This window comes from Thauera sp. ZXT1-4 (genome assembly GCF_052598215.2).
Genome location: NZ_JBQWSN020000103.1, coordinates 1 through 1353, shown reverse-complemented (window position 1 = coordinate 1353; position 1353 = coordinate 1). Strand labels below are relative to the sequence as shown.

The 1353-nt window shown below is 59.1% G+C and carries 2 protein-coding genes; both read right to left on the bottom strand.

From position 1 onward, the window contains the following. Positions 1-95 precede the first annotated feature (95 nt). Positions 96-1064 carry an IS1595 family transposase gene (locus ACUH78_RS19270; protein WP_445334448.1) on the bottom strand — a complete coding sequence of 323 codons (969 nt, stop codon included), beginning with the start codon at positions 1062-1064 and terminating at the stop codon, positions 96-98. Further along, on the bottom strand, positions 1000-1353 hold a 354-nt coding region (locus ACUH78_RS19265; RefSeq protein WP_445334449.1), incomplete at its 5' end, for a bacterioferritin-associated ferredoxin. The genes ACUH78_RS19265 and ACUH78_RS19270, both read right to left, overlap by 65 nt.

The window sequence follows — 1353 nt, the reverse complement described above, 5'->3', positions numbered from 1 at the left end:
CACAACTTCGCTCGAACGGCAGGTCTCTCCGCCTCTGACGGGCCGGGCCCGACCCTTTGCGGACAGTCAATTCGTTGATTTTGGCTCTGTTCGCGTTACGTGTTGATAAGCTGCCTTCCCAATGACGAGGCGATGAATTGCTCCGGTGTCACATCCTGCTTGAACCAGGCTAGTAGCCGCTGCCAAGCGACGTAGTTGGGCAAGTACTTGGTGGCGACGCCGCGGAACTGGCCGTTGAGCCAGGCTTTCATGCGGGAGTGGTAGCTGTTGACGGTCTGAACATGAAACGAAGGATTGATAGCCGAACCATGCTTCGAGGCGCTGAACATCTTCAAGGTGACGCCCAACTCGCGTTGGAGCGCGAAGTAGGCGGCGTTGCCGTCGGAGCAAACCACCGTGTCGGGCTTGACCACACCCCGCAACGCTTCGACGAGGTCCTTGCCCTTCATGCCAGGCTCGAATACCCGGTCAGCCGTGAATCCCTGACCTCGGGCAATCGCGACAACGACCGGTACCTGCTCCCGGGAGATGCCGCGCCTTTTGGCCTTACCACCCCGGCTGCGGGCCGCTCGTGGCAGCTTTCGCTGACCTTTGAGCGAATGCAGGAAGTAAGTCTCATCGACCTCAAGAAGCCCCTCGACACCGGCGGGCTGTTGCGGAACGACAGCCTTGAGGAAGCGGTGTCGCCACCGAAAAGCCGTGGAAACCGACACATCACATTCAGCTGCCGTCTCGCGGACGGTCATGCGCTTGCTCATGCATTCGGTGTTCTTTGCGAACCGCTCCTTCATCCGAAGCCCCGTCAGCGGGGTGCCCGTGACCGCGCTGCAGGTACGGCTGCAATCTTTGCAGCGATAGCGCTGCAGGCCGTGGGCTCGGCCATATCGCACCACGGCCAAGCTGCCGCAGTGGCGACAGCAGGCACCGCCTCGGGCGTCATCCAAGGCTCGATAGGACGCTGCTGCGGCCTGCCTCAGGCTCACCGCCGTGGCCAGTTCTTCAAGTTGCTCGGGCCGTAAGGTGTTCAAACGCTGAAGGATTCTTTTGAACTGTTCCGTGCGCATCGCCAAACTCCTTGTCTGGTCTGAGTATGGACGAAATCAACACACAACGCGAACAGAGCCTTGATTTTGGAAAATCTTTCAGGCAGCAACGCCCTGACGGATTGCTGGTGTCGCATGAACACAAACCAGCCTTTGTCTGCGCCACGACGAACTCCTTGGTCGCGGGGTTGCGCTGAAAATCATCCTTGCTGACACCAAAGCAATAGCAAAGGAGGTTATCGCCAGAATCTTCCTTGAGGTGCCCTACGTTTTCCGCCTTCCAAGCGGTCGTCCTCATGCTGCCATTTCT

Coding starts and splice junctions, on each gene's coding strand:
- ACUH78_RS19270 (WP_445334448.1), bottom strand. CDS start 1,064: ATGCGCACGGAACAGTTCAAAAGAATCCTTCAGCGTTTGAACACCTTA.